The sequence below is a fragment of the Flavivirga sp. 57AJ16 genome (assembly GCF_028736925.1).
Lineage (GTDB): Bacteria > Bacteroidota > Bacteroidia > Flavobacteriales > Flavobacteriaceae > Flavivirga.
In genome coordinates, this window is sequence record NZ_JAQZAT010000027.1 from 15,550 (window position 1) to 37,416 (window position 21,867).

Consider the following 21,867-nt stretch of genomic DNA (forward strand, 5'->3'; position numbering starts at 1 on the left):
ATGAAGAAATACTTCAAGACCAAACATGAAAAAAATTCAGCAAAATTAACAGCATTAATTGCCGTTATTTTGTTGCTATTGTTGTTTGTGGTAGGCACTCCTTATATGGATCCTCCAGAAGAGTATGGGGTTGCTGTAAATTTTGGAAACACAGATTTTGGTAAAGGAAGGGTGCAACCGTTAAAGCCTGTAAAGTCTGAGCCCCGAAAAATAGAACAACCGCCCCAACCGGATGTTTCTAAAACAGAACCAACAAAAGCTTCTCAGACTAAGGAAGAAGTATTGACACAGGAAAACGCTGAATCCATAGCTATAAAAAAACAAAAGCAGGCCGAAGCGAAAGCGAAAGCCATTGCAGATGCTAAAGCAAAAGCGGAAGCCGACAGAATTGCTAAAGAGAAACGGGAACAAGAGGAGAAAAAGAAAAAATTAGATGCCTTAATAGGTGGGGTAAGTAAATCTGAAGGAAGTGAGACAGGTAGTGAAGGCAACGACAATAAAGCAGGGGACAAGGGACAATTAGACGGTAACCCTTATGCACCGAGTTATTTTGGTGGTCGAGGAACAGGGAGTGGTGGTGTTGGTTACGGATTAAATGGAAGAGGTACGGCTACTTATAAGAAACTAAAGCAAGATTGTAATGAATCAGGGCTTGTTATAGTCAAGATTATTGTAAATAATAGCGGAAATGTCATAGAAGCGGTTCCAGGAGTTAAAGGGACTACCAATACAGCACCATGTTTATTGGAACCGGCAAAAAAAATAGCATTATCCCATAAGTGGCGGGCAGACTCTAAAGCTCCCGCAAAACAAATCGGTTTTGTGAAAGTAAACTTTAAACTAGGACAGTAGTTAATCCAATTAAACTTAAACTGGCTCATACAAATGATTCACTCAATCAAGTTGAGCACAGGTCTTTTTAGCTTATTTGTTGTTAAAAAATGTAACCGTAACAAATGCTATACTTAAATTTTCCGTCTAGACTAATCTAAAAACAACTCAATTTATTTATGTGTAATTTTAAAATTTATTTGGTATAATGACGTATCAAGATACACTTGATTGGATGTTTTCTCAATTACCAATGTACCAACGACAAGGTAAGTCGGCATTCAGAAAAGATTTATCGAATACCTTGATACTAGCAGACTATTTAAATAATCCCGAGCGAAATTTTAAATCCATACATATTGCCGGGACTAATGGTAAAGGTTCTACGAGCCATATGTTGGCATCTGTTTTACAAGAAGCTGGATATAGGGTTGGATTATATACGTCACCACATTTAAAAGATTTTAGGGAGCGTATTAGAATAAATGGTCATGTGGTAAGTAAACAATTTGTAACAGCGTTTATAAAGCAAAATAAGACGTTTTTTGAAGTGAATTCTTTGTCGTTTTTTGAAATGACCGTAGGTATGGCTTTTGAATATTTTTCAATAGAAAAAGTTGATATCGCTGTTATAGAAGTTGGCTTGGGAGGTCGTTTAGATTCAACAAACATTATTATTCCTGAAGTTTCGGTAATAACCAATATAGGATTAGACCATACTCAGTTTTTAGGGAATTCACTTGAAGCCATTGCTTTTGAAAAAGGAGGCATTATAAAGCGGAATATACCAGTCGTGATTGGAGAGACCCAAGAAGAAACGGTTTCGGTTTTTAAGGATTTGGCGAGTAAGAATAATGCTAAGATAGTATTTGCAGATCAAGAGATTATTAAAATGTATGACTCGGATCTGTTAGGAACCTATCAATCCAAAAATATTAAAACAGTTATTCAAGCTGTTAAAGAGTTGAAAATTAAAGGATTTAAAGTATCTGAACGGCATTTAAAAAAAGGTTTACTCAAAACAGTTGAAAATACAGGGTTATTGGGACGATGGCAGGTAATAAATGAAAGTCCTAAAGCGGTGTGCGATACAGGACATAATAGAGAAGGCTTAAGTTATGTTATGAATCAGGTACATAATGAAAACTATAAGGCGCTGCATATTGTCTTAGGTTTTGTTAATGATAAAGATTTAAGCTCTATTATCGATTTATTTCCTAAAAAGGCTACTTATTATTTTTGCAAACCTAATATACCACGAGGTTTAAAAGCCGATGTGTTGAAACGTATTTTTAATGGGCATAGGTTGAAAGGGGATGTTTATGATTCTGTGACTGAGGCATATATGAGTGCTTTAAGAAAAGCTGACCTAAATGACTTTATACTTATTGGAGGTAGTACATTTGTAGTAGCAGAAATAATTTAAATTTTTATTAAAAAAGTTTTTGCAATATTAAAAACTCCGTTATATTTGCAGTCCAATTTAGAGGGCGCGTAGCTCAGTTGGTTCAGAGCACTTGGTTTACACCCAAGGGGTCAGGGGTTCGAATCCCTTCGCGCCCACAAAAAGCTTCCGGTGACGGAGGCTTTTTTTATGCTACCTATCATGGGATATCACGTTTACATATTATATTCGGAAAGCCTGGACAGGTACTACGTGGGCTCTACCAAAGATGTCAACACCCGTCTAGAAAAGCATTTATCGAACCATAAGGGATTCACTTCAAAAGCAAAGGATTGGGAGCTGAAGTACCAGGAGCCTTTTTCATCCCGCACAGAAGCTTTAAAACGAGAGCAGCAAATCAAGAAATGGAAAAGCAGAAAGATGATAGAAAGAATAGTAAAATCATAACTTCTTACGCATCAAAGAAGATTTAGGCCAACCAAAGATTAAGAATAAGAAACCTTGAACCTTATCCCTTAATTTCTCTCGTAGTATAGTAAAAGCTTTTGCCATATGGTTTTCAACGGTGTTGACAGATATATTTCGGTATTCTGCAATTTCATTATAGGTTAAACCGTCTCGCTTACTTAATAAAAAGGTTTCTTTGCATTTACGAGGTAGATGTTCAATTTCACGCTCTATAATGGTCTTTAGGTTTTGAGTATCTTGTTTCTCTTGGGCTTCATAAACAGTATCTAATCCCTCAATATATTTCTTTTCCAAAGCTGTAACAGCAGTATGCTTTCTGTAATAATCTACAAATTCATTGTAAACAGATTTATAAAGGTAGTTCTTAATAGAAATATTGGCGTCCAACTTGTCTCTACGCTTCCATAACCTTACGATAACATTTTGAACAATATCTTCACTTTCAAAACTATCTCTAGTCAGATTACTAGCATAATTACAAAGCCTTGTATAATAAAAATCCACCAGAAAAGTGTATGCAGATTCATCACCTTTAATAAGGTGTTCTACAAGATTATTTTCATTTATATCAACCTTTTTCAATGAATCAAATAATGATAATTTAATGTAAACTTAAATTTTTTTTAATAAAAAATGGTGGTGGAGCAATTCAACATCGTTATAAAGATATAAAAGTTATCAAATAAAATGAGTAAAGACATTGAAAATCTGATTGTAAAATTCTTGCTAAAAGAAGCCAGTTTTGATGAACTTCAGCAACTTGAACTTTGGATTAATAATCCAAAAAACGAAACAATGTTTTCAGAGTATATTAAAACCAATGCTTCTATAAATAATGTTATGAATCAATATGACAAGAATAAAGCAAAAGAAAATATTATTAAACGCATAAGGCAAGAAAAGAAGTCTGTATCATTGTACAAAAGACCTTGGTTTAAATACGCAGCTGCAGCAGTCCTTGTTATTGCATTAGCATCAACGTATTTCTTAAGAGACCAGATTTTTGGAAACCAAATAGAGCAAACAACGCCTATCATCGTTAACAACCAAATCGAACCTGGCACCGAAAAAGCAACGCTTACTTTAGAAACTGGAGAAATAGTAGCATTAGAAAAAGGCACAACATATCAAACTCAAAACGCAGTGAGCAACGGCGGACAAATCACATATAATGATAATACTTCACTTGAATTAGTCTATAACTATCTAACAATCCCAAGAGGAGGGCAGTTTCAAATGACCCTTTCAGATGGTACCAAGGTTTGGTTGAACTCGGAGAGCCAACTAAAATACCCTGTAAGTTTTGCCGACGGCAAAAGCCGCCAGGTAGAACTTGTTTACGGAGAGGCTTATTTCGATGTATCACCAAGCACAGAGCATAATGGTTCAGATTTCAAAGTATTTAATAATAATCAGGAAGTTAAGGTATTAGGTACTGAGTTCAACATCAAAGCTTATAAAGGTGAAACCAATATCTACACTACGTTGGTAGAAGGAAAAGTAAATGTCACCGCAATGTCATCCAGAGGAAGCGAGGTACGAGCGACGAAGGATCTTGTCCCGGGGCAGCAGGCTACATTAAATATAAATAATAATCAATTGGCAATTAGTAATGTAAATGTCAATCGGGAAATTGCTTGGATTAATGGAGAGTTCATGTTGGAACATAAAACCTTAAAAGAGATAATGAAGGTATTATCGCGTTGGTACGATATGGATGTAACATTTGCTAATGAAGAACTAGGAGAGATCAGATTTGTTGGTGTTTTAGGTAAAGATCAAACCATAGTAGAAATACTAAACACAATCAAAATCTTTGGAGTCATCAACGACTACGAAATAAACAACAAACAAGTATTGCTAAAATAATTTGTCATTGCGATTACACGAAAGAAAGGACTTCTTTCTTGAGGTTACATAGCTAAGCTAACGACGTGGCAATCTCAAGAATAATATAAAAATTGACTAACAACCTAAAACCAAAATATATGAAGATATAACTACAAAGAAAAAAGGGAGAAAAGTTTATCCGTCGAAAGTCAAACCTTATCCCCCTAGATACATTAATTAATTAAAAAATTTAACTAATCAAATACACACAAATTTATGGAAATTAAATTAACCAATGTCGCATTTCTCCACAGAAAACGACTTTTAATGATCTTTATGAGAACATTCATTTTCTTATTGTGCACCACAGTATTCAGTTTCAATGTAGAAACCACGTTGGCACAGGAAAAAGTTACGATTGATGCCGATAAGGTAGTAACCGTAGATGAAGTGTTTGAAATCATTATTGACCAAACAAAATACCGTTTCATGTACCCTGAAGACTTATTCAAGGATATGCCAAAAGTACAATTGAAGAAGGGTACGATTAGAATGGATAAGCTTATCAACCAAACTATTTCTTTTGGTAGCTTCAATGTAGTGTTAGCAGAAAACTACACCATTCTTATTAAGGAAGCTAAAACCCAACAACAAATTAAGGTTACAGGTCAAGTAACCGACGAGTCCAACCAGCCCATTCCCGGTGCTACGGTCTTAATTAAAGGCACAACTAAAGGTACGGCAACAGACTTTGATGGTACTTATAGCATTACAGTACCTAACCCAGAAAACGTATTGGTGTTCTCTGCTTTAGGTTTTGAAACCCAAGAAATAACAGTAGGGAATCAAAATACTATAAATGTTTCCTTTAAGGAAGATATCAGTGAATTGGATCAAGTGACGATTAATGCAGGATATTATAAGACTTCTGAAAAATTGAGAACTGGTAATATTTCAAGTATAACTAAAAAAGAAATAGAACTACAGCCAGTATCTAACCCAATTGCAGTATTACAAGGAAGAATGCCTGGGGTCAATGTTACTCAAACTAGTGGATTGCCTGGTGCAGGATTTGATATACAGATAAGAGGGCAAAATAGTATTGCTGCAGGTAATGACCCATTATATATTGTAGATGGAGTTCCTTTTGCATCCGAACCAATCAATTATTTACAAACATCAGGTATTCTTGGTGGAACAATTAGTCCGTTAAATGGTATAAATCCTGCAGATATTGAAAAAATAGAAGTATTAAAGGATTCAGATGCAACTTCTATTTATGGTTCCCGAGGAGCTAATGGGGTAGTGCTTATCACCACTAAAAAAGGAGTGTCTGGTAAAGCAAAATTAAATATACATTTTAATACTAGTATGGGACGCGTTACCCAGTTTTTGGATATGTTAGAAACTCCACAATATTTGGAAATGAGGCGTGAAGCTTTTGTGAATGATGGTAGAACTCCAGGTACAAGCGATTATGACGTAAATGGAACATGGGACCAAAACCGATATACAGATTGGCAAAAGGAGTTGATTGGTGGTACTGCATATAGAACTATGGGACAAGTATCTGTATCAGGTGGTAGCAATAACACGCGATATTTAATGAGTGGTACATACCAAAAAGAGACTACTGTTTTTCCGGGAGAGACTGGTTATAAGAAAGGTAGTGTTTTATTAAACTTGGATCATAATTCTGAAGATGGAAGATTTAACATACATTTTTCTGGTAATTATGTGGTAGACGACAATAATCTACCTGCAGCAGATCTCACTCGGGTTTCACTTAACTTGGCTCCCAATGCACCTGCATTATATGACGATCAAGGCGAGCTAAATTGGGAAAATAATACATGGAACAACCCACTTGCAGATTTGGAAAGTCGCTTTTCATCCAATTCAAAGACTTTGATAACGAATAGCGTGATTTCTTATGCCATACTTGAAGACCTGACTATCAAAGCTAATCTTGGTTATACGGATTCCCAGATGAAAGACAGTAGAATCTTACCCTCGACGAGATACAATCCATTTTATGGTGCAGATAGTAGGTATTCTTCAGTTTATCAAGGTACAGCATCCCGTACTTCTTGGATAGTTGAACCCCAATTACAGTGGAAAAAAGATATTGGAGCTTTAAAATTAGATGTATTATTAGGAGGTACTTTCCAACAACAGAAACAGGAACAATTAGGACTTTATGGCTCGGATTATCCAAGTAATGAGCTTTTGGACAATATTTCTGCTGCATCTACCCTTATCATTAATTTGGATTCTGATTCAGAATATAATTACCAAGCTGTTTTTGGTAGAATTAATCTAAATTATAATCAAAAATATATTCTGAACTTTACAGGAAGACGTGATGGTTCTTCACGTTTTGGTACAAATAGACAGTTTGCTAATTTTGGAGCAGTTGGTGCAGCATGGCTGTTTTCAGAAGAGCGTTTCATTAAGGAGTCTTTTCCTATAATTAGTTATGGTAAATTAAGAGGTAGCTATGGTACGACTGGGAATGACAAAATTGGTGATTATCAATTTTTAGAAACCTACAGTCTTGGAAGCACTAATTATGATGGTGTAACTGTATTAAGTCCTTCCCGCCTCTTCAATCCTAATTTTGGATGGGAACGTAATGAAAAGTTAGAAATAGGTTTGGAACTTGGTCTTTGGAATGATAAGGTTTTATTATCAAGTAGCTACTATCGCAATCGATCTTCCAACCAACTAGTGGGCATTCCCATGCCAGGTACAACAGGGTTTAATAGTCTTCAGGCGAATTTAGATGCAACAGTACAGAATACAGGATTAGAAATTGAAGCCAGTTCTAGATTGGTTAACACCGACAAAATTCGTTGGAACATATCACTGAATTTAAGTTTTCCTGAAAATGAATTACTTTCTTTTCCTGGCCTAGAAGCTTCAACGTATGCGAATAGGCTTGTTGTTGGGTACCCCTTGGACATTAGAAAAATGTATTTCAGTACAGGTGTAGATCCCGCAACTGGTATTTACCAGTTTAGGGACTATGATCAGGATGGTAATATTTCGTCACCCAATGATAAGCAATATATAGCAGATTTTAATCCCGAGTTTTATGGTGGTTTGTCCAACAATTTTAGCATAGGTTCATTCGAGGTGGATTTCCTTTTTCAGTTCACAAAACAACAAAATTTGAATTATCTATTCAATTCGGGATTTTCTGGCTCTATGGCAAACAGACCAGTCGATGTATTGGATCGATGGAGGCAAGATGGAGACAGTGCGACTTCACAGATATATACCACAGGTAGCAATTCCCAAGCGGTATCCGCTTTTTTCAGATATAGTGATAGCAATAAGGCTGTATCGGATACTTCTTATATAAGACTAAAAACGATGTCTATTGGTTATAACGTGCCCTCGAGATATATGAAAGGGATGAATTGTAGAGTCTATTTACAAGGTCAGAATTTATTAACCTGGACCTCATATAAATGGGGTGATCCTGAATTTGTTGGAGGCGGAAGATTGCCACAATTAAGACAATTTACCTTAGGGACTCAAATTACATTTTAAAAAAAACTTAACATTATTATGAAAATACAACAAACTTTACGTAGTTTTTATTTATTGGGATGCTTGATTATTCTTGCTGGTTGCACTGATTTTTTGGATACCGATTTACCATCTTCACAATTGACAGGGGAAGCCGTTTTTAAAGATCGGGCTACTGCGACTGCAGCTGTAGCAAATATATATGCAGGTTTAAGGGACCAGACCTTGATTACTGGAAAGACCCGTGGCATAGGAAATCTTTTAGGGCTTTATTCAGATGAGTTGGATTATTATGGCTCCAATATTGGGACTCTTTATAATTTTAGTAACCATACGGTTTTGGCTACAGAATCAGAAGTGGCTGTCATATGGAATGATAGTTATAACTTGGTTTATGCCTGTAATTCCGTGTTGGAAGGGCTAGATGGCAATGATGCTATACCAGAAAGCGATAAAACACAATTACAAGGTGAAGCTCTATTTCTTCGTGGTTTTATTCATTTTTATTTAAACCAACTTTTTGGAGATATACCTTATATAATCCAAACAGATTATAATCAAAATGCTATTACAGGAAAATTAGCAAGTACCGAAATTTATGAACATTTGGTTTCAGATTTAGAAGAGGCTATAAGCTTGCTGCCTGAAACTTATACTAGTAGTGACAGAGTTCGTGTAAACCAATTTGCTGCTATGGCCTTTTTGGCGCGGGTACAGCTCTATTTTGGCAATTGGGAAGCATCCTTGTCCCTATGCAATACCATTTTGGATAGGACTGACTTTTATATTTGGGAAGAGGATTTGGATAATGTATTTTTGAAAGGAAGTAAGAGTACATTATGGCAATTAAAACCAATATCCCAGGGAGGTAATACATATGAAGGGCAAACTTTTATTTTTGAAACAGGACCTCCAAATAATATAGGAGTCCTTTCTCAATCCTTTATGGATGGCTTTGCCTCTGATGATCAACGTGCAGACCAATGGACAAGGAGTATTACAGATGGTAGTTCTGTTTGGTTTCATCCATATAAATATAAGTTACGTAGTGTTACTGGAAGTTCTATGGAACATTCTGTGGTCCTACGTTTGGCGGAACTGTATTTAATTAGAGCTGAAGCGCGCCTGCATTTAGGAGATTTGGAAGGAGCGATGACTGATTTGAATAAAACCCGTAATCGTGCTGGCCTTTCCGATGTGGAGAATTTGGCAATGTCCGATATTTCGGATGCCATTTTGATAGAAAGGCGATATGAGCTTTTTACGGAATATGGTCATCGTTGGTTTGATCTCAAGCGAAACCAAAAAGCAGGAGAGGTGCTTGCTCCTATACAACCCAATTGGCAAGAAAATCATGTGTTATTCCCAATCCCAGAAACAGAACTTTTGGCAAACCCTAACCTAAACCCACAAAATGATGGCTATTAAATTTAGTGTTAAAATCTATAGGGGTATGTATAACCAAAATACAGCACTTTGCTTTTTAAATAAGAAATGTGGTTATATCTTTTTATTTATTTTGATGTTATCAGCCTACCCATCTTGGGGACAGGCAACACCCAAAAAAAAACTAACTCCAAACGACTATCATCGTTGGAGTACATTGTTCATTCCTCAAATATCTGATGACGGACAATGGGTTTCCTATACAAAACAGTACGATTATGGGCAGGATACGCTTTTTATAAGTTCTACAGATGGCAATACCAAGTATTTCTATCCTGGAGATGGTTTCTTAAAGTTCAGCCCCAAGGGTAGTAAAGCTCTAGTCCTAGATAATTCGGTGTTGCAGATACAAGATCTCCTAGATGGAACTGTAGAAAAGGTTCCATCGGTCTTGAGTTACGAAATGATACAAGATGGTGTAAGTGTTCTGATCAGAAAAGTGGGAGACAAAAACTCTGGCCAGCATCTCTCCATAAAACACCTAAATACTGGAAACACCTATGATTTAACTGAAGTCAACATCTATACCATATCATCAAAAGGTAATAAGCTTCTTTACAGCAAAAGGATTGGTGAAAGTTACAACCTCTATTTGTTAGATATGGCATCACATCCATATCAACCTGTTTTGTTGCGCACGTCTGTTGAACCATTTAAAAAGCTGACATGGGGTTCGTCTGGCAATAGCTTTGCGTTTCTGGAACAAGAAAGTTCTTCTGTGAACAATTTAGATCTGTGTTTCTATAAAATTGATGACCAACAATGGTTTCGTTTAAATCAAGAAAGTATCTTCTATAAAGATAGTCAGTTGAAATTGGCTGATTATCGATTGGTTATTGCACCAGACGATTCAAAAGTCTTATTTGGGGTAAAACCGTTGGTCGGTAATAATCAAATTAAAGATGATCTTGTTGAGATATGGCATGGTAAGGATAAAATCATTCATCCAAGGAGAGAGAGTTTAGGTTTGGTAGGGGACCAAGTTCGCGATTGGATGTGGTGGCCAAAAAAACAAAAAGCCATTAAGCTTGAAACGAAAAACCATCCCGAATCTGTACCCGCACCAGATTTTAATTATGCAGTCGTTTATAACTTATGGGATAATGAACCACGGTTCAAGAGGGATTTTGAAATGAACATATACATCAAAGAATTGCCAAGTGGTAAAAACCATTTGCTTGCCGAGAATATAGAAAGTTATGGTGGAAGGTATATAAAATTTTCAGACGATGCGCGTTTTATTAAATATTTTAAAAATGGCCATTGGTGGGTCTATAATACCAAAAATCAATCGTATGTCAATTTAACTGAAAATTTGGATGGTAGGTTTTCTTTTTTGGATTATGGCAATGTCGAAGATGAGGTTCCCTATGGGAGTCCTGGTTGGAACCATGAATTGAATATGGTTCTAATCTATGATGAATACGACCTTTGGCAGGTTTCGTTGGATGGAAAAAGAAGTAAACGATTAACTAATGGTAGGGAAAAGGGCATCAGATATAGAGTTTGTGATGCCACCTTTGAACCCAGTACGGCCGGTTACTTTTCCAATTTTACGGATAATAGACTTGATGTGGATAAGGGTTTAGTCCTTGAAGCGCAAGGGGACGATATAAGTTCGGGCTACTTTTATTTGGATCCCGATAAGGGATTGCAAGCGTTGGTTTATGGACCTAAAAGGGTTTATAATCTAAAAAGAGCTAAAAATTCACAGGACTATATTTATCTTGAGGAGTCCTTTGAAGAACCAACTAGACTTGTCCATTTTAAAAAAGGAAATACCCCAAACACCATTGCTAACCCCAATGCATTCCAGTTCAAATATGCTTGGGGTAGATCCAAGTTGATAAATTACCAAAACAAAAATGGTGAGAACATACAGGGTGTGTTGATTTATCCTTCAGATTATGAGCCCGGTCAAACCTACCCTATGGTAGTACATATTTATGAAGAGCAAAAGCATAAACTACATAAAGCTGTAATCCCATCGGAATATGATAAATTGAATCCGACAGTTTTTGCCGCGAACGGTTATTTTTTTCTTTATCCTGATATCAAATATGATATAGGGAGTCCTGGTAATAGTGCATTGGACTGTGTAACATCTGCTGTTAATAAGGTTGTCGATATGGGCTTGGTAGATCCTAAAAGGGTCGGTCTCTATGGCGCCTCTTTTGGTGGTTTTGAAACGACATATATTATTTCCCAAACAGATATTTTTGCAACGGCCATAGCTGGTGTAGCTGTGACTGATTTTGTTCGTAGTTATCTATCCATAAGTGAGTCAGAAGATTGGGATAATGCGTGGCGCTATGAACACCATCAGTTTAGGATGGGTAAAAGTTTTACAGAGAACTTTAAAAATTTTATTGACAACTCTCCCATTCACCATGTACATTCAATAAATACACCTTTGCTGGGATGGGTTGGTAAAGCTGACCGTAACGTACATTGGACACAGAGTGTAGAACTATACCTAGCATTAAGACGATTGAAAAAAGAGCATATACTTTTAGTCTATCCTAAAGAAAAACATTCTATTAGGGATAAGGAGAAGCAGAAGGATCTGGCCCAACGTGTTAATGAGTGGTTGGATCACTATTTAAAGAGGTATCCAAAGAAAGAATGGATGGAGAAAGGGTGGAAGGAGTGATATAGAATAAATCATTAGATTTTTTTACACTAAAACAGAATTTACATAGACATTTAAACAAACAACAACAAATAATAGGTGTCTTTTAACAATTCCCGTAATTTCCTAAATGCATTTCGTTTGGTTGTACGCACCGTATTTTCAGAGATTTGCATTTTAATGGCAATTTCGGGGTTTTTTATGCCTTGCAAAGACAGTTCTATTATTTCTCTTTGACGGTCAGGTAAACTGGCAATAGCCTGATGAACAATAGCAAAAGTTTCTTGATTAATGATATTTTTTTTCAAAAAAGATTCAGATTTCAAAGCCCTTAAAGATTCAAGATCCGTACTCTTTTTAGACCGCTTTAAAACATTGATACACTGGTTACGTGTAATGACATACAAAAAGCTTTTTACACCTTGTATGGTATCGAATTCCTCACGTTTGTTCCAATACTTCACTAAAGATTCTTGAGCGACATCCTCACTTAAATCAGTTGATTTTAAAAAGGTCTTTGCAAATGAGCAAAGTATAGGATAGAAGTCATTAAAGAATTCCTTAAAGACAATTTCGTCCCCTTGCTGTATATAACTTATAATATTTTCCTTTTTGATCATCCCTCACTTTACAACGGTAAATATATAAAAAAAGACAAACAGAAAATGTTTCAAGTAATTATGTCTTAAATTTATAGGTAGACGGTAGATTGAAGTTGAAATTAAAAAATATTTCACAGATCAATACCACAAGTCTGCATTTCGTTTGTATTTAAGTTAAGTACATATTACAAAAACGTTATAGAATGTTTAAGAAAGAGCATTATTTACATGTAGCAAAGCTCATTGCCAATGAGATAAACGGATCCATCAGCGAATCTGATAAAGCGACTTTAGCTGATTGGCTTGAGGAATCTGAAGATAATAAAATGATTTATAAAGCGATTATGGAAGAAGGTTGGTATCAATCCATTGTTGAAGAAATCGAAGTTTTTGATATCGATAAGGGTTGGCAAAAGGTGCAAGGTAGAATCCATTCTAAAGCCAAAGTCATGAAACTATTCCCAAGAGTTTATAAATATATAGCGGCAGTTCTTGTGGTTGGATTATTAATCACAGGATATATATTTAAAGACAATTGGTTTAGCACTACACAGAATAACAAGCCAATCATCGTCAACAACCAAATTAAAACGGGTAGCAATAAAGCAACCTTAACTTTTGAGGACGGTACTCAAGTTATTTTAGAAAAGGGAACGACGTTACAAATGAACAATATGACGAGTAACGGTGAGGAGATTATCTATACAGACAATAAAAAACCCTCAGAGGATATAGAATACAATGTGATTACCATTCCACGTGGAGGTCAATTCTTTATAAAGTTAAATGACGGCACGCAAGTTTGGTTGAACTCGGAGTCACAATTAAGATATCCTGTTAATTTCATAGATGGGGAAACCAGGCAAGTGGATTTGGTTTATGGTGAAGCCTATTTTGATGTGTCACCTAGTACAGAACATAAAGGTTTAGACTTTAAAGTGTATCATGATCAACAGGAAGTTCAAGTATTGGGAACAGAATTCAATATCAAAGCCTATAAAGACGAAACCAATGTCTATACAACGCTTGCAGAGGGGAAAGTAGCCATAAATTATAATAACAAAACCCAACTTCTAGACCCAGGAGAACAGTCTATATTGGATAGCAATACAAATGTGCTCAAAATTACCAATGTAGATGTTAAGATAGAAACAGCTTGGAAAGAAGGCGATTTCAACTTTATTCAAGGCAAGTCATTAAAAGAGATCATGAAAATATTATCAAGATGGTATGATTTCGATATCATTTTTGAAAATGAATCATTAGAAGATGTAAGGTTTAAAGGTATACTAGGGAAAAACCAAAATGTCGAAGAAATACTTTCTGCCATTAAATCCACATCAATCAACAATTACGAAATAAACAATAAAACAATAATATTAAAATAAAATGTCTTTGCAAGGTGCAAGGTAAACCTACATTGAGCCTAGTCAAAATAATATGACAATCTCAAGAATTAAACGAAAATTAAGTAATAATAACCAAAACTAAAATATATGAAGAAAAAATACATCTGTGACTAAAACAAAAGGAGGATTATAGTTTTTACCTGGACAGTGCTGACTATATCCCCCTAAATCGTATTAATTAATTAAATCATTAACTAACTAATAACACACAAATTTATGGAAATAATATTAACAAACTCTGGTTTCTTTACAAGAAAACAGATTCTAAAGTTTATGATGAAAACATTTATTTTCTTATGCTGTTTGTCGGTATTTAGCTTAACTCCGGTAGATGTAATATCGCAAAATTCTAAAATTAAAATAGAAGCTGATAAAACATTAACAGTTGACGAAGTGTTCTACCTCATTATGAACCAAACAGATTATAAATTTATTTATGAAGAAGATATTTTCAAGGACTTTCCAAAAGTTCAGGTAAGAAAAGGAACAATCAGCACAAGTAAATTGTTAAACGAAAGTTTATCGAATGGTAATTTAAATGTCGTCTTAACAAAAGATAATACCATACTCATTAAAGAAGCTAATTCTCAACAACAGCAACAAGTTTCGGGTAAAGTAACAGACGAAAAAGGCATGCCAGTGGCTGGTGCAACAGTGTTAATAAAAGGTACAACCAAAGGAACTGCAACCGATTTTGATGGCTCATATGCCATTACCGTTCCTAATCCTGAAAATGTTTTGGTATTTTCAGCTTTGGGGTTTGCTTCGCAGGAAATTACAGTAGGTAGCCAATCAGTTATTAATGTAACTTTTATAGAAGAATCCACACAACTAGGAGAAATAGTACTAAATGCAGGCTATTATGAAACATCCCAAAGAGAAACCACTGGAAGTATAGCCAAACTAGATGCTAAAGCCATAGAAAAACAACCAGTAAGTAACCCAATTGCAGCTATGCAAGGCTATTTATCAGGTGTTAATATAACCCAATCTACTGGAGTTCCCGGTGGGGGTTATGAAATTGAAATTAGGGGTCAAAATTTTATAAATGGTATTACCGATCCATTGTTTATTGTAGATGGTGTTCCATTCAGCTCTCAATCATTGGGATCTAATGATGTATCTCGGCAAATACATAACGGAGGCATAAGTCCACTGAATGCATTTAATCCGAACGACATCGAAAGTATAGAAGTATTAAAAGATGCTGATGCTACCGCTATCTATGGATCTCGAGGCGCAAATGGCGTTGTATTAATTTCTACCAAAAAAGGTAAGGAAGGAAAAACACGGTTTCAAGCTAATTTGAGTAGCACATTAGGCCAGGTATCCAATTTTTTAGATTTGATGAATACCGAGCAGTATCTTGAAATACGAAGAGAAGGTGTTGCAAATGATGGTTACGCATCTTTTTTAGAAAACCCTGCTTTTGACTCTTTTTGGCCTGATATTAAACTCTGGGATAATAGCCACTATACGGATTGGCAAAAGGAACTTATAGGAGGTACTGCTTACAAACATAATGGGCAATTATCTGTTTCTGGAGGTAATGCGCAAACCCAATTTCTAATAAGCGGAGCATATCAAAAGGAGACAACAGTTTTTCCAGGTAATGCAAATTATAAAAAGGCAACTGTAAATAGCAATATTAATCATCAATCCAGTGATAATCGGTTTAGAATAATTTTGTCTACAATTTATAGTAATGAAAAACATAAGCTGCCTAGAACCGATTTAACAAATCAGGCTTACACTTTGGCACCTAACGCACCTGAATTATATGATGAGGAAGGGAACTTAAATTGGGAAAATAATACTTGGGATAATCCTTTGGCTTCATTAGAAGAAGAATACCATTCAAAAATTAATACTTTATTGGCTAATGCTGTAGTGTCTTATAAGGTATTACCCAATCTTGAAATAAAATCTAGTTTAGGGTTTAACACCTATAGGTTAGATTCATACAGAATACTTCCAAGTACAGCAAGGAACCCAAGGTTTAATTCTACTCCCCAAAATTATTCTTCAATAACTACAAATAACTCTGATCGTCAGTCATGGATAGTAGAACCACAATTAAATTGGAAAAAAGAATGGCGTAATATTAAACTGGATATATTAATTGGAACAACATTTCAAAATGAAATCGCACAACAATTTGTTCAAAGAGGTAGAGGATTTCCTAGTAATGACCTCATAAATAATTTAGCAGCTGCTGAAACATTGGAAGTTCTTCAGGATACAGACAGTGAATATAATTATCAGGCATTTTTTGGAAGATTAAATTTGAATCTTTATGGAAAGTACATATTAAATATTACAGGTCGTAGAGATGGGTCATCTAGATTTGGTCCTGGGAAACAGTTTGGTAATTTTGGTGCTGCTGGATTTGCTTGGCTGTTTTCAGAAGAAGATATTTTTACTGATAGCTCTATAATCAGTTTTGGAAAGCTACGAGCAAGTTACGGTACTACAGGTAGTGATAATATTGGAGATTATAGGTTCTTGGACACTTACACTGTTACGGGAGATGATTATGACGGCACAACCATTTTAGAGCCAACAGGTATATTCAATCCTTTGTTTGCTTGGGAGGAGAATAAAAAATTGGAAGTTGGTTTGGAACTTGGATTTTTAAATGACCGAATTTTACTCAATACAGGTTGGTATCAGAATAGATCTTCAAATCAACTCGTTGGAATACCATTAGCAGCAACAACAGGATTTTCAGAGTTAACGGGTAATTTTGATGCAACTGTTGAGAACACGGGGTTTGAAGTCGATTTACGTACAATCAATATTCAAAAAGGAGACTTTAGATGGACAACCACCTTTAACATATCAGTACCAAAGAATAAATTGGTAAAATTTGATGGTTTGGAAACATCCACTTTTGCTGATCAATATATTATAGGAAAACCTTTAACAATTGTAAAACTGTATAATGCTTTGGGCGTTGACCCTGAAACTGGAGCTTATCAATTTGAAGATTACAATGATGATGGCGTTATAAGTAGACCTGAAGATAACCAATGGGTTGAAGATAGGGCACCTAAATTTTATGGTGGCTTGGGTAATACCTTAAGTTACAAAAATTTAAGCCTTGATTTTTTCTTCCAGTTTAAAAAGCAAAAGGCATACAATGAGTTACGTTTTCAGGCAGTGCCAGGATATCCAAGAAACGCTACCACAAGTTTATTAGATAGATGGCAACAACCTGGGGATACAAATCCTATTCAAATGGCTACTGCTGGTCTAAATATCGGTGGCGTAGATTCAAATGGACTTCAAGGGACAAGTAATGCAGCTTTTACTGACGCTTCATTTATTCGTTTGCGTAACATATCATTAAATTATAAAGTACCAGATTTAAATAATGGTCTTGATATAAATGTGTATTTACAGGGTCAAAACCTGGTAACATTTACAAACTATACAGGTCCAGATCCTGAACAACCATTAAGTAACCGTTTACCACAATTGAGACAGATTACCCTGGGACTTCAATTAGGCTTTTAACTTTAAAAAAATGATATTATGAAAAACTTTATAAATATAATTCATACAAATAGGTCGCAATATAATCGTTTTAAATATAGATTTAAAAATTTTAGAATATTCACCCTTCTCTGTTATATTATAACTTTAATTGGTTGTTCTGACTTTGTAGAGGTAGACCCACCTAAAAATACATTGGTTTCAGAAACTGTTTTTAAAGAGGCATCTACCGTAAAATCTGCTTTAGCCAATGTTTATTTTAAAATGAGAGAAGAAGGTATGGTGTCTGGTAATTTTGGGTTAGGCCTTTTAATGAGTTCCTATAGTGATGAACTAGATTATTATCAAAATAATTCTTATTTAAAAATATATAATCATACCTTAACAAGTTCTGATGAGACAGCATTAAGTTTGTGGACTCACGCATATAATATTATTTATTCGGTTAATGATATTATAAATGGAGTTAATAATTCAGGTGCTTTAACGGTTGCAGAGCAAGAAGAATTTAAAGGACAAGCATTATTTGTTAGAGGATTCATGCATAGTTTATTGGTTGAACTTTATGGAGATGTTCCTTACATAACGACGACCAATTATTTAGAAAACAATGTTGTAGAGCGTATGCCTCAAAATTCGGTATATGAAAATATTATTTCAGATCTTAATAATGCAATCAACTTACTGGATGATACGGATACTAGTGGAGAGAATGTTATACCTAATAAATCAGCTGCAGAAGCTTTATTGGCCAGAGTTTATTTGTATACTGAAAACTGGGAAATGGCAGAAACCATAGCTTCAGAAGTTATTAGTAAATACAATTTGGAGTTAGATATAACTAAAGTTTTTTTAAAAGAATCTCCAGAAACAATATGGCAATTTAAGCCAAATAGTACTACTCATAATAATACATATGAAGCAATTTGGTTAATCATTCAGACCATTCCAGGGCAAAATTATGCATTAACAAATAATTTATTAGCAGCTTTTGAGTTAGGAGATTTAAGACGTTCTAACTGGGTAGGTAGTGCAACTAGTTCAGACGGGTTGACAACCTTGCAATATGCTTATAAGTATAGAGCATATGTAACAGAAACTCAATCCTTGGAATACTCCATTGTTTTTCGTTTAGCTGAACAGTATTTAATAAGAGCTGAAGCAAGGGCACATCAAGGAAATATTTCCGGTGCCCAACAAGATTTAAATGCTATAAGGAATAGAGCAGGATTAGCTAATACAACTGCTACAACAGAAAACGATTTATTAGAGGCGATACTTCAAGAACGTCATGTAGAGTTATTCACAGAGTATGGACACCGTTGGTTCGATTTAAAAAGAACAGGCAAAGCAAGTGAAGTGTTAAGCCCAATTAAAATTAATTGGAGGGATACTGATATATTATTCCCTATTCCAGCAAATGAAATACAACTCAATTCAAACCTAAAGCCTCAAAATCCGGGTTACTAATTAATCAATAAAAATACCATGTTTGGCTTAATCCCAAGATTTTGGGATAGGCTAAACAGGTAACTTAATTTAAGACTTTATCATGAAGAATTTCATTTTAATCTGCTTTTCATTGGTATATACTTTTGGTTATACTGTCAGTAATGAAAATATATCAGAAAATAATAGAGCAACAAAAAAGGTAGTTGAAAAAAGACCTTTTATTACATCAAAAATGTCGAATGGGCACCTGTACCTTCAAATTCCAAAATCCATAATAAGTAAATCTATATTATTATCGAGAATAGATACTAAATTTCATCAGTATGAATCCAAACAAATTGTATTTATAAAATCTGCTGAAAATATAATTATCGAAGAACGTATGGCTTGGTCCGAGACGGGAATTTGGATCCCTTTGGATGTTGAGATTGGATTAGAAAAAAGAATTCTTGGAATACTTCCAATAGTGAAAAATGAGTATGATGAAGACATATTTAGTATTAATGCAACTAATTTTTTTATAAACAGTAAAGTGTCCTGGCGATGGGATTCAGGTAACGTAAACACAAGCTTATCCAGAATTGAAAGTATCAAAGATTTGGATCAGGAGCATATTATAAAAACTGTTATTAGTTCAGTAAGAAGAGATAATGAATATCTAGAGAACGTTTATTATAGCTTTTATAATTTGCAAGAACCAATGGAGCCAAGGGGTTTTGACTATCGTATGGGATTTTTTCATGAAGACTATAATAATGATACTAAAATAAGTGGTGGAACCAAAAATTATATTGCGAGTATTAGTAGGTGGAAATTAAAAAAGAAATATCCAGATCAAAAAGTTAGTATACCTATTAAACCAATAACATTTATTATACCACCAAATATTCCTAAAAAATGGAGACCCTATGTGAAAGCTGGTATTGAAGAGTGGTTGCCGGCTTTTGAAGCAGCAGGATTTAAAAATGCGATAGTTGTTAGGGAGGTAGATAGCTTAAGTGATTGGGATAACTATAGTTTGAGTAATTCTATTATAAGATGGGGTAATGGTAGTGATAATACAAGAAAATATGATGTATCAGGAGGGGGTGGAACAGTATCCAGTGTTGTTGACATAAGGTCTGGTGAGATTATAAAATCAGATATTTTTATTTCTTCCTTTAATGAGGGTAGAGTAGAAAAATACTTTATTCGTTGTGCTCCATTAGATATAAGAGCTTTAAGTTATCCTTATCCAGAAACCTTACAGGGTGAAACTCTTCAATACGTTGTAGCTCATGAAGCTGGACATAGTTTCGGTATTAAGGATGCTAGTTTTGGTGAATATACATATCCCGTTGATAAAATGGGAGATACTGCTTGGTTAAAGCAAATGGGGTATACACCAACCGTTATGAATTATGCGCGCTATAACAATATCGCACAACCAAAGGATAGCGTTCCTCCATTATTATTAATGCCAAAAGTTGGTCCAACAGATTTATATATGATAAAATGGGGGTATACAGAATTTCCTCCCAATACATCATTGGAAGAAAAAGAAGTGGAATTGGAAAACATTATACGGTTACAAGACTCTATTCCTTGGTATCGATATAACCATAATCCCTATGAAGTTGTAGGCCCTTCTGCAACTAGTGAGATTTTAGAAACTAATGACCCTGTAAAAAGCACGCAATTAGCTTTGAAAAATATAGAACGTGTTATGAAAATACTACCACAGGTAAATAAAGAGCAACTGGACAATGCAAGGTTAGAACGTCTTTACGATAAAACGCTGGATTTATGGTACCAGCACATGAGACATGTTATATCCTTAATAGGAGGGTACGAGATATTCTACAAGGCAATGGATCAACCAGGTAACATGTACACACCTATTCCATTAGAATCCCAAGAAGAAGCCCTTGGATTTATTGTTGAACATGCATTCGATCCTCCAAATTGGCTTGTAAATTCTGATTTCTTAACAGGCATTAAATACTCTGTTTACCCAGATGAGATCGTTTCTTTACAGGAAAGATTGCTGCAGGAATTGTTACGCCCCCAAAGAATGAAAAGGTTTGAGTATATGCAAACTATTGATGGGTATGAAGAAATAGCAAACAAATATTTGTCAAAATTACAGTCAGGGTTGTTTAGAGAGTTGTATAATGAATCAAAAGTAAAACCCAGAAATCAAGAGATTCAACTCAAATACATTGATGAACTTACCTCAAGAATAGAACAAGAAAGTAATTTTTCTGAAGCTAGTAAAAAAGCTTGGTTGCATGATGCCTATACAAAAGGTTTAATGATGCAACAATTGATGTTTCTCAAAAACGATATCGAAAGAGAGATTAAAAAGAATAAAGACTCCAGTTCATTAGGGCATTGGAAGTTATGCCTAAATAAATTAAATGAAGTATTATAATCAAGATAACCCTGCATAAAAATATATGTAAACTTTGTTTCATATTGTTTTTGAATTAGTCATTCTAAAGTAGAATTATTTTGAATTTATACCAGATGTTAATAGAATGTATGCTAAAAGGAAATAATGATTTTTTTCATTATAGGAATTATAAAAATAAAGTATAGCCGTAGCTCAATGTCATTAAGTTAAGGAAATTTGTTCTTTATTTGTCACATTGAGCGCAGTCCTTTAGATTTGTATAATAGATTATATCTATAATGATGATGATGATTAAAGAGGGGGTGCAGGGGGAGACTCATAGCTAATAAAAATGTTAATAACTTTGAATTGATGAATAAATA

Annotated in this window: 13 protein-coding genes and 1 tRNA gene; 12 read left to right on the forward strand and 2 right to left on the reverse strand. The window is 34.8% G+C overall.

Annotation, left to right across the window (positions count from 1 at the left end; translation table 11 throughout):
* The 4 genes from PQO00_RS19690 to PQO00_RS20460 all read left to right on the forward strand — a co-directional run bounded on the left by PQO00_RS19690 (position 1) and on the right by PQO00_RS20460 (position 2,683).
* Complete coding sequence (locus PQO00_RS19690) at positions 1-852, forward strand: energy transducer TonB (RefSeq protein WP_274186569.1); 852 nt, start codon at positions 1-3, stop codon at positions 850-852.
* Positions 853-1,039: 187 nt separating this feature from the next.
* Entirely contained in the window at positions 1,040-2,257 is a 1,218-nt protein-coding gene (locus PQO00_RS19695; protein WP_274186570.1) for a folylpolyglutamate synthase/dihydrofolate synthase family protein, read from the forward strand.
* Between the two features lie 62 nt (positions 2,258-2,319).
* Positions 2,320-2,394: transfer RNA gene (locus tag PQO00_RS19700), tRNA-Val, on the forward strand.
* Between the two features lie 43 nt (positions 2,395-2,437).
* Positions 2,438-2,683 carry a GIY-YIG nuclease family protein gene (locus PQO00_RS20460; protein WP_369128022.1) on the forward strand — a complete coding sequence of 82 codons (246 nt, stop codon included), beginning with the start codon at positions 2,438-2,440 and terminating at the stop codon, positions 2,681-2,683.
* On the opposite strand, the gene PQO00_RS19705 is transcribed toward PQO00_RS20460, so the two are convergent.
* Entirely contained in the window at positions 2,678-3,286 is a 609-nt protein-coding gene (locus PQO00_RS19705; protein ID WP_274186571.1) for an RNA polymerase sigma factor, read from the reverse strand. The genes PQO00_RS20460 and PQO00_RS19705 overlap by 6 nt on opposite strands.
* Before the next feature lie 105 nt (positions 3,287-3,391).
* Between PQO00_RS19705 and PQO00_RS19710 the strand changes: the two genes are divergently transcribed.
* The 4 genes from PQO00_RS19710 (at position 3,392) to PQO00_RS19725 (ending at position 12,170) form a co-directional block, all read left to right on the forward strand.
* Positions 3,392-4,573 carry a FecR family protein gene (locus PQO00_RS19710; protein ID WP_274186572.1) on the forward strand — a complete coding sequence of 394 codons (1,182 nt, stop codon included), beginning with the start codon at positions 3,392-3,394 and terminating at the stop codon, positions 4,571-4,573.
* A gap of 297 nt (positions 4,574-4,870) precedes the next feature.
* Positions 4,871-8,092, forward strand: a complete 3,222-nt coding sequence (locus tag PQO00_RS19715; protein WP_274186573.1) for a SusC/RagA family TonB-linked outer membrane protein — start codon at positions 4,871-4,873, stop codon at positions 8,090-8,092.
* Positions 8,093-8,110: 18 nt separating this feature from the next.
* Positions 8,111-9,499: a RagB/SusD family nutrient uptake outer membrane protein gene (locus PQO00_RS19720; RefSeq protein ID WP_274186574.1), complete on the forward strand. Its 1,389-nt coding sequence runs from the start codon at positions 8,111-8,113 to the stop codon at positions 9,497-9,499.
* Positions 9,486-12,170, forward strand: a complete 2,685-nt coding sequence (locus tag PQO00_RS19725) for a S9 family peptidase (protein WP_274186575.1) — start codon at positions 9,486-9,488, stop codon at positions 12,168-12,170. Before PQO00_RS19720 ends, PQO00_RS19725 begins: the two co-directional genes overlap by 14 nt.
* Positions 12,171-12,223: 53 nt before the next feature.
* Here PQO00_RS19725 and PQO00_RS19730 read toward each other — a convergent pair whose 3' ends face one another.
* Positions 12,224-12,769, reverse strand: coding sequence for an RNA polymerase sigma factor (locus tag PQO00_RS19730; RefSeq protein ID WP_274186576.1), 546 nt, complete (start codon positions 12,767-12,769; stop codon positions 12,224-12,226).
* A 185-nt stretch (positions 12,770-12,954) separates the two neighbouring features.
* Here PQO00_RS19730 and PQO00_RS19735 point away from each other — a divergent pair, with 185 nt between their 5' ends.
* From PQO00_RS19735 to PQO00_RS19750, 4 genes are all read left to right on the forward strand, one after another.
* Entirely contained in the window at positions 12,955-14,139 is a 1,185-nt protein-coding gene (locus PQO00_RS19735; RefSeq protein WP_274186577.1) for a FecR family protein, read from the forward strand.
* 237 nt (positions 14,140-14,376) lie between these two features.
* On the forward strand, positions 14,377-17,679 hold the full coding sequence (locus PQO00_RS19740) for a SusC/RagA family TonB-linked outer membrane protein (RefSeq protein ID WP_274186578.1): 3,303 nt from the start codon (positions 14,377-14,379) through the stop codon (positions 17,677-17,679).
* Positions 17,680-17,697: 18 nt separating this feature from the next.
* Entirely contained in the window at positions 17,698-19,128 is a 1,431-nt protein-coding gene (locus tag PQO00_RS19745; protein WP_274186579.1) for a RagB/SusD family nutrient uptake outer membrane protein, read from the forward strand.
* 82 nt (positions 19,129-19,210) lie between these two features.
* Positions 19,211-21,523 (forward strand): zinc-dependent metalloprotease, encoded by a 2,313-nt coding sequence (locus PQO00_RS19750; protein ID WP_274186580.1) that lies wholly within the window; start codon positions 19,211-19,213, stop codon positions 21,521-21,523.
* Positions 21,524-21,867 lie beyond the last annotated feature (344 nt).